This is a genomic window from Komagataeibacter kakiaceti JCM 25156 (assembly GCF_000613305.1).
This window is the reverse complement of sequence record NZ_BAIO01000071.1, coordinates 1-8,770: the sequence shown is the minus strand read 5'-3', so window position 1 is coordinate 8,770 and position 8,770 is coordinate 1. Positions and strand designations below refer to the sequence as shown.

Here is an 8,770-nt window from a genome sequence, read left to right as displayed (position 1 = left end):
AGCGGGCGCATCGCGGGGCGACCGGCGGGCACCGGGGCCACGCCTTCCGCCTGGAAGCTGCTGTCCAGCAGGGAGGCCATGGTTTTGTTGCGGCGGCTATTGGAGGTCGCCCCCATCACCACGCCGATCAGCCGGACATTATCCCGCACGGCCGAGGTGACCAGATTATGCCCGGCCTCATCGGTATAACCCGTCTTGAGCCATCCGCGCCGGGATAGGCGCCCAGCATCGGGTCATGGTTGGGTACGGTGTGGCCATGGAAATAGAAACCGGGCACGGCGAAGTAGTGATAATATTCGCCATAATCCACGATCAGGTGCCGCGCCAGCGTGGCGAGATCGCGCGCCGAGGTCATCTGTTCCGGATTCGGCAGGCCCGACGCATTGCGGAACACGGTGTCGTACATGCCAAGGCGACCGGCCTCGCGCGTCATCATCGCGGCGAAGCGGGTTTCGTCCCCGCCGCCCAGGAATTCACCCAGCGCGCAGGCGGCGTCATTGGCCGACTTGGTGACGAGCGCCAGCACGGCCTGTTCCACCGTCAGGCGCGAACCCGGCCGCAGCCCCAGCTTGGAGGGTTCCATGGTGGCCGCATGGGCCGAAACCGGTATGGCCTGATCGAACGAGACCTGACCCGTCCGCACGGCCTTGAACGCCAGGTAAAGCGTCATAAGTTTGGTCAGGCTGGCGGGATAGCGCCGCAGGTCGGCATCCTGCTGCGACAGGACGGCGCCGCTGCGGGCATCGACCACGATGGTGCTGACCTGCCCGACATACTGGGCGCGAGCGGCGTGCATGCCGCCACACCCGATCACCAGCCCGACGGCGGCTGTAACCTTCATGCGCGAAAGGCAGGCGGTGAAGACACGGCTCATGGAATGGTGAAACCTGCGCGTGCAATAATCATCATACGGTTTCCGGGCGCGCGGGGATTATCCGGCGCCCCTCCATCCAGTCATGGGTTGCGTGGCTGCAACCATACTAAAAGAAAGGTTTTATGTCCGTCCAGAGCGTATTTGATATTCGGCCCCTGTTAACGCTGGCGCGGGGCGGTGGCGGGCGGGATGCAAAAAATCCTTCCGCCAGCCATGCGCCCCCTTTCAACCAGCGGCAGAGTTCCAATATGGTAACTGTCATGTCTGCTATTGCTCGCCCCCCCCCTGCCCCACCCCGTGCCGCGACCCGGCATGGACAGCTTCCGTCCGCGCGGGCATGGGGGCAATACGCCGCCGCGCCGCAATGGCGGGCAGGATTCGCCGCCCGGCAATGATGACGGCATGATCGACGTCGTCATCCGCACCCGCCCACAGACCCGCAAGCCGGCGATGTACAAGGTGCTGATGCTGAACGACGACTACACGCCCATGGAGTTCGTGGTGCATGTGCTGGAGCGTTTCTTCCAGAAAAACCGCGAGGAAGCGACCGACATCATGCTGCACGTTCACAAACGCGGCGTCGGGGTGTGCGGGGTCTTTACGTACGAGGTGGCGGAAACCAAAGTAACACAGGTGATGGATCTGGCCCGCCAGAACCAGCACCCGCTGCAATGCACGATAGAGAAGGACTGAAACACCACGGACACGCCCCACTCACAGCCCCCGTCGCGATGCGATCGCGTTCCATGGCATTTTGTGCTGGCATTTCCACCGCAACAGGGCAAGGATTGTCCTGACCTACCGGTTATGATCTCCGGGGCCACGATGGCCCCTCTTGGAAAAGGAGCGTCTCGGCATGTTGTCACGTAATCTTGAACAGACGCTTCACCGTGCGCTGACATTGGCCGGCGATCGTCGGCATGAATATGCAACACTTGAGCACCTCCTCCTCGCGCTGATTGATGACCCGGACGCCGTAACGGTGTTCCGCGCCTGCGGGGTGGACCTGAACAAGGTGCGCACTGACCTCACCGACTTCCTTGACAAGGATCTGGCGGGACTCGCCGCGGACCGGACGGTCGATCCCAAGCCGACAGCGGCCTTCCAGCGCGTGATCCAGCGCGCCGCCATCCACGTCCAGTCCACCGGGCGCGATGAGGTGACCGGCGCGAACGTACTCGTCGCCCTGTTTGCCGAACGCGAGAGCCATGCCGTCTATTTCCTGCAGTTGCAGGACATGACGCGGCTGGATGCGGTGAACTTCATCTCCCACGCATCGCCAAGGCCCCGGACCGCTCCACGCGCCGCCCGGTGGCCGGAAGTGCCCCCGACGGCGCGGAAAGCGAGGAACGCGGCAAGGCCAGCCAGAAGAACCAGGATGCGCTGTCCACCTACTGCACCAACCTCAACGAGAAGGCGCTGGACGGCAAGGTCGATCCGCTGATCGGCCGCGACTCCGAAATCGAGCGCACCATCCAGATCCTGTGCCGCCGCACCAAGAACAACCCGCTTTACGTGGGGGATCCGGGCGTGGGCAAGACCGCCATCGCCGAAGGGCTGGCCAAGCGCATTGTCGAAGGCGACGTGCCGGAGGTGCTGCTCAACGCCACCATCTATTCACTGGACATGGGCGCGCTGCTGGCGGGCACCCGCTACCGTGGTGATTTCGAGGAACGGCTGAAGGCGGTCGTGACCGAACTGGACAACAACCCCGGTTCCATCCTGTTCATTGACGAGATCCACACCGTCATCGGCGCGGGCGCGACATCGGGCGGGGCCATGGATGCGTCCAACCTGCTCAAGCCCGCGCTGGCGGCGGGCACCCTGCGCTGCATGGGATCGACCACCTACAAGGAATACCGCCAGCACTTTGAAAAGGACCGCGCGCTGGTGCGCCGGTTCCAGAAAATCGACGTGGCGGAACCCTCGGTCGATGATGCGGTCAAGATCCTGCGCGGGCTGAAGATCAATTACGAAAAGCACCACAAGGTGCGCTACACCGATGACGCGATCCGGGGCGCGGTGGAGCTTTCCGCCAAGTACATCCATGACCGCAAGCTGCCCGACAAGGCCATCGACGTGATTGACGAGGTCGGCGCGTCCCGCATGCTGGTGCCAGAAAACCGCCGCCGCAAGACCGTGACCCTGAAGGATGTGGAAGACATCGTGGCGAAGATCGCCCGTATTCCGCCCAAGAGCGTTTCCACCGATGACAAGGAAACCCTGCGTTCGCTCGAACGTGACCTCAAGGGCATGGTCTATGGGCAGGACAAGGCGATCGAGACCCTTACGGCCGCGATCAAGCTGTCCCGCGCCGGGCTGCGCGACCCGGAAAAGCCGATCGGCAACTACCTGTTCTCCGGCCCCACGGGTGTGGGCAAGACCGAAGTGGCCAAGCAGCTCGCCAGCACGCTGGGCATCGAACTGATCCGCTTCGACATGTCGGAATACATGGAGCGCCATTCGATTTCCCGCCTGATCGGCGCGCCGCCGGGCTATGTCGGCTTCGACCAGGGCGGCCTGCTGACGGACGCCATCGACCAGCACCCGCACGCGGTCCTGCTGCTTGATGAAATCGAGAAGGCGCATCAGGATCTGTATAACGTGCTGCTGCAGGTCATGGACCATGGGCGGCTGACCGACCATAACGGCAAGACGGTCGATTTCCGCAATGTCGTGCTGATCATGACGACGAACGCGGGTGCTGCCGACCTGAGCAAGGAAGCGATCGGGTTTGGCCGGACATCGCGCGAGGGCGATGATGAGGACGCCATCAAGCGCATCTTCACGCCGGAGTTCCGCAACCGGCTCGATGCGATCATACCCTTCGCCAACCTGTCGCCCGAAGTGGTGGACCGGGTGGTGGAGAAGTTCATCTTCCAGCTTGAGGCCCAGCTGGCGGACCGGAACGTCATGATCGAAATCTCGTCCGCCGCGCGTGAATGGCTGGCGGAACGTGGATATGACCGCCTGTATGGCGCACGCCCGCTGGGCCGGGTCATACAGGAGCACATCAAGAAACCGCTGGCCGAGGAACTGCTGTTTGGCAAGCTGACCAAGGGGGGAGTCGCCAAGATTTCGCTCAAGGATGGCAAGCTTGACTTCGAATACATCTCGCAGGCGGAAAATGCGGCCGCCGAAGGGGATGAAGGCGACAGCACCCGCGAAGCGGAAGCCGCCGACTGACGGAAACATCCATACGAACAATGAAACAGGGGTCAGAAATGGCCCCTGTTTTGTTAGGGACTGTTTGAAAAACCTGCCTTCAAGACATGCCGCAAATCCCAGGAAAGTTTTTGGTGAAGCTTTTTTCAGAAGACACCAGGAACCGCCGCCTTTCTGTAAGAAGTCGGCATCTGGAAACTTTTACTGTTTTTTATCCATCAGTTGTTTTCAAACAGCCTTTTATGGTGCCCCCTGCCCCATGACCTGAAGGATCGTATGCTTACCGCCGCCATTTATATTCCTGCCGCCTTTGCCGAAATTGGCGGGTGTTTCTGTTTCTGGGCCTGGATGCGTCTGGGGCGTCCGGCACTCGTGCTGGTGCCGGGCTGTCTTTCCCTTGTGCTGTTCGCGTGGTTGCTGACCTTCAGCCCGGCGGATAACGCGGGCCGGGCTTATGCCATCTATGGCGGCGTCTATATCGCGGCCAGCCTGATCTGGTCGTGGCTGGTGGAAGGACTGCCCCCCGACCGGTGGGACATGACCGGGGCCGCGATCTGTATCATAGGGGCCGCGATCATTCTGCTGGGCCCGCGTGGATAACGACCGCCTGCCTTTTTCAGAAAGCTTCAGGAAACGCCGCCTTTTTGAAAAAAGGCGGCACCCCGGAACTTTTACCACTTACTGGTACCGGTTCCCGTTGATCACGACATATCCCTCCACCGGCCAGTTACGGCCCGTGCCATGGTGCGTCCAGTCAATGCCCTGACTGCGCGGACTGTCATAGTAATACCGCCCCAGCACATCGGCCTGATCCCCCTTGGCCACCCACGGCCATGCGGGGGCCGACATGCGATCCAGATCGGATACGATGCGGATGGAGATACCACCGCCGGTATCGACATAGAAATATCCATGCCAGCCGCTACGTGTGCGCCGCGCCTGCGAGACGGCGATGACACGGCCACACACATGCTCCACCCGGTCGGCATGGGAACCGGTCGTGCTTTCCGCCGCTTCCACATCGGCCAGGAATTTACGGTCGTCGCACTGCAACGGGACGGGGCTGGCATCGGGCTGCGCATGCCGCGTTTCACCCCACGCATGTTCCCGGCTCCGGGCCTGCGCGGCTGATGGCGGCGCTGCCTGTGTGGCCAGGACCGCCATCAGTGCCATCACGCCATATCGCCACAACCGCCTTTTTGCCATCGGACCGTTCCCCCTGTGCATCGGATCACAGTCTTTTGGGGGGTGTGGCGGAAGCCGTCAATGAAGCGGGCCGTGGGTGGAGCCACGCGCTGGCGCGGGCGCTTCCGCCAGAAGCTGCTGGCGGGCCTTTTCCATCTCCGCCTTCATGGCGGCATCGACCTTGGGCACCTTCAGGTCCAGCTTTTCCAGCGCATCGATAATGGCTTCGATCACCACCAGACGTTCAAACCATTTCTGATCCGCCGGTACGACAAACCATGGCGCATCGGGGTGGGCCGTGTGGCGGATCGCATCCTCATACGCGCGCTGGTAGTCATCCCAGTAATGGCGTTCATGAATGTCAGCGGCGGAAAACTTCCAGTTCTTGGCATGGTGGTCGATACGGCGCAGGAAACGCTGGCGCTGTTCCTCCTTGGAAATATGCAGGAAGAATTTGAGCACGACCGTGCCCTGTCGGGCCATGTAGCGTTCAAAATGGCTGATGTCCTGATAACGGTCTTCCCAGAACGTGGGCTGTTTACGCAGCCTGGGCGGCAGGCATTCATGGTCCAGCAGTTCGGGGTGTACGCGGGTGACCAGCACTTCCTCGTAATGGCTGCGGTTGAAAATACCGATCCGCCCGGCAAGGGGGGCGGCAAGATGCTCGCGCCACAGATAGCCATGCGCCAGTTCAACCGGGCCGGGCTGCTTGAAGGATGTGACACTGACCCCCTGCGGGTTGATGCCGGACATGACATGCTTGATCACGCCATCCTTGCCGCCAGCATCCAGCGCCTGAAGCACCACCAGCAGGGACCACGTACCCTCGGCGTAAAGCAGCGCCTGCAGGCGCGACAGATCGTTTATGCGCGTTCTGAGGAGTTCCTTGCCGGTTTTCTTGTCCAGCCCGCAGGCTTCCGCCGCACGGGTGGGACAGGCGGAAAGGGAAAAGCCCTGCCCGTTCGTAACCTGGAATCTGCGCGCCAGTTTGCGGCTCATATCATTGCTGGCCATATTCAGTCCTTCATGCCACGTGCGACCGCAAGCCCACCCGCCGCCTGGCAGGTCGGCATCATTTCAATCTCGTTGATATTGACGTGGCGGGGCAGCGAGAGAACCCATGCCACCGTCCCGGCTATGTCAGCGGGCAGGAGCGGCTTTGTCCCTTCATAGACCGCCGCGGCCTTCGCGTCATCGCGCAGGCGGACATTGCTGAACTCACTGCCGCCGCACAGGCCGGGTTCAAGGTTGGTCACCCGCACGTTATGGCCCAGCAGGTCACAGCGCAGGTTGCGCATGAACTGCCTGACAAAGGCCTTGGTCGCGCCATACACATTGCCACCCGTGTAGGGATAGATCCCCGCCGTGCTGCCCAGTGAGACGATATGCCCGCGATCACGCGCCACCATGCCGGGCAGCAGCACGCGCGTCAGTTCGACCATGCCGGTTGCATTGGTGGAAATCATGGTCCGCCAGTTGGCGATGTCCGCCTCCTGCGCCCTGTCCATGCCCAGCGCCAGGCCGGCATTGTTGATCAGCACATCCACCTCCCGCCATGCTTCGGGCAGGCTGTCCGGCAGGGCCGCGATCGCCGCCGCGTCATCCATGTCCAGCCGGAAGGGAAGCAGGGCGGGTCCAAGCCTGCCCGCCAGCGCGTCAAGACGTTCCTGCCTGCGGCCGGTTGCAATCACGCGGTAGCCATCGTGTACGAGGCGTTCCGCGATCGCCTTGCCGAATCCGGCCGTGGCGCCGGTTACCATTGCGATCTGCGTCATCGGAATTCTCCTTCCTGCATGGATGGGGGTCAGGGGCCAGCCTTGCATACCGACCGCATGCCCTGATAGGGGCAATCGCCAATCCGTGTAGTGCCTGAAACAGTTGCAAATCAGGACAAATCAGGTTCTATGGTGGTACATGGTTTCGTTCACGACAACTCCAGGCTGCAGCCTGACCGGCCACCTGCTGGTGGCGACTCCGGCCCTTACCGATCCCGCGTTCGCGCGCAGTGTCGTCTATCTATGCGCCCACACGCCCGAAGACGGGGCCATGGGGCTTGTCGTCAACCGCCGCCTGTCCCAGCCGGTTCTGGATGATGTGTTCGAGCAGCTTGGCATCGCCCCCGTGCCGCCACGCCGCCGCATCAACCTGTGCGCGGGCGGGCCGATGGATAACGGGCGCGGCTTCGTGCTGCATACATCGGACTGGAGCGGCGATGGCAGCCTGCCGGTGGACCGCACCACCACCCTGACCGCAAGCCTCGACGTGCTGCGTGACATAGCCGATGGCAACGGCCCGGCCCACGCGCTGCTGGCCATGGGCCATGCAAGCTGGGACGCGGGCCAGCTTGAGGACGAAATGCTGCATCACAATGCGTGGATCACCGCGCCCGCGACCGAAAACATCGTTTTCGGCCCCGATCACGACGCCAAATGGCGGCAGGCGCTGGCCAGCGTGCGGATCGACCCCGCATGGTACAGCGCCGCCGCGGGCCATGCCTGAGCGGCGCGCCCGCCTGCCTACCAGCGTAGCGAGGGCATACAGGCCACCGGGGCCAGTCCCGCCGAGGACGCTTCCGCCACCGCGAGGTCATAATCGGGATTGCGGCCCTGCTGCCAGCATCCCCCCAGCATTTCCTGATGGATGCCGCCCAGTATCCAGCACCCGTCAATCCCCGCGGTCGCGGCCCCGCGCATGTCGGTCGCCAGCGCATCACCCAGCGCCAGCACCCGGCCGCGCGGCACGTCCAGAAGCGACAGCGCCAGTTCATAGACTTCCGGATAGGGCTTGCCGATCCAGCGCACCGCACCGTCATGTTCCTCGTACCAGCTTGCCATCGCCCCGGCGCAGATCAGGCGCCGGGTGCCGCGAATGACCTGCTGGTCCGGATTGGCGCAGATCATGGGCAGCCCGTGGGCCACGCATTTTTCAAGCAGCGGCAGGTAGGGGGTCATGTCTTCCTCCCCCAGATCGGCATCCGGGCCGGTATTGAGCACGAAATCGGCCCCGGCGGGTCCGTGACCACATCAAGGTCCAGACCCGTGTAAACATCCACATCCTTGTCCGGCCCCAGATGCACCATCCGGCGGCCCAGCCCCGCGAACCACGGATCCGTACGCGCCGCCAGCATGCGGTGCGTGCATTCGCCGCTGGTCATGATGGCGTCATACAGATCCGCGCCCACCCCCATGCGGTGCAGACCCGGTTCCACCGTGGCGGTGCGCCGTGGCGCGTTGGACAGCAGCACGATCCGCTGCCCCCTGCCACGCAGGCGCTTCAGGCAGTCCAGAACGCCCGGATAGGGCGCGACACCATTATGCACCACACCCCACAGGTCGAGGATGAAGCCATCATAGCCATCCGCGAGGTCAGACAGCCCGTCATGCCATTTCATTTAAGCGCCGTGCCTTTCGCATCGGCCAGCGTCTCGAAACCTTCCGCCCGCATGGCGCGCAGCGTCTCCGCCTTGAGGCGGTTGATGATGCCCGGCCCTTCATAGACATAGGACGTATAGATCTGCACCAGATCCGCGCCCGCGCGCACGCGGTC

6 protein-coding genes and 4 pseudogenes are annotated in these 8,770 nt (G+C 63.0%); 4 read left to right on the top strand and 6 right to left on the bottom strand.

Translation table 11 applies throughout. From position 1 onward, the window contains the following. Positions 1-874: pseudogene (locus JCM25156_RS22100) on the bottom strand (D-alanyl-D-alanine carboxypeptidase family protein); the annotation flags it as partial. A 312-nt stretch (positions 875-1,186) separates the two neighbouring features. Between JCM25156_RS22100 and clpS the strand changes: the two are divergent. The 3 genes and pseudogenes from clpS to JCM25156_RS06425 all read left to right on the top strand — a co-directional run bounded on the left by clpS (position 1,187) and on the right by JCM25156_RS06425 (position 4,639). After that, positions 1,187-1,567, top strand: a complete 381-nt coding sequence (clpS, locus tag JCM25156_RS06435; RefSeq protein WP_025812526.1) for an ATP-dependent Clp protease adapter ClpS — start codon at positions 1,187-1,189, stop codon at positions 1,565-1,567. A 163-nt stretch (positions 1,568-1,730) separates the two neighbouring features. Beyond that, positions 1,731-4,060: pseudogene (clpA, locus tag JCM25156_RS22095) on the top strand (ATP-dependent Clp protease ATP-binding subunit ClpA). Between the two features lie 255 nt (positions 4,061-4,315). Beyond that, entirely contained in the window at positions 4,316-4,639 is a 324-nt protein-coding gene (locus JCM25156_RS06425) for a YnfA family protein (protein WP_025812525.1), read from the top strand. 78 nt (positions 4,640-4,717) lie between these two features. On the opposite strand, the gene JCM25156_RS06420 is transcribed toward JCM25156_RS06425, so the two are convergent. The 3 genes from JCM25156_RS06420 to JCM25156_RS06410 are packed head-to-tail and all read right to left on the bottom strand — an operon-like array spanning position 4,718 to position 6,999. Continuing rightward, a complete protein-coding gene (locus tag JCM25156_RS06420) occupies positions 4,718-5,245 on the bottom strand; it encodes a DUF3465 domain-containing protein (RefSeq protein ID WP_034958632.1) in 528 nt (175 codons plus the stop codon). A 57-nt stretch (positions 5,246-5,302) separates the two neighbouring features. Next, the gene (locus tag JCM25156_RS06415; RefSeq protein WP_025812523.1) at positions 5,303-6,238 is read right to left on the bottom strand and encodes a polyphosphate kinase 2 family protein; all 936 of its coding nucleotides are present in this window, start codon (positions 6,236-6,238) and stop codon (positions 5,303-5,305) included. A 2-nt stretch (positions 6,239-6,240) separates the two neighbouring features. Beyond that, entirely contained in the window at positions 6,241-6,999 is a 759-nt protein-coding gene (locus JCM25156_RS06410) for an SDR family NAD(P)-dependent oxidoreductase (protein WP_025812522.1), read from the bottom strand. A gap of 139 nt (positions 7,000-7,138) precedes the next feature. On the opposite strand from JCM25156_RS06410, the gene JCM25156_RS06405 reads away from it, so the two are divergent. Next, entirely contained in the window at positions 7,139-7,723 is a 585-nt protein-coding gene (locus JCM25156_RS06405) for a YqgE/AlgH family protein (protein WP_025812521.1), read from the top strand. A gap of 17 nt (positions 7,724-7,740) precedes the next feature. Here the strand turns inward: JCM25156_RS06405 and JCM25156_RS22090 are convergent. After that, positions 7,741-8,615: pseudogene (locus JCM25156_RS22090) on the bottom strand (TIGR01459 family HAD-type hydrolase). Beyond that, positions 8,612-8,770, bottom strand: a pseudogene (locus tag JCM25156_RS28725) (quinone-dependent dihydroorotate dehydrogenase); the annotation flags it as partial. The pseudogenes JCM25156_RS22090 and JCM25156_RS28725, both read right to left, overlap by 4 nt.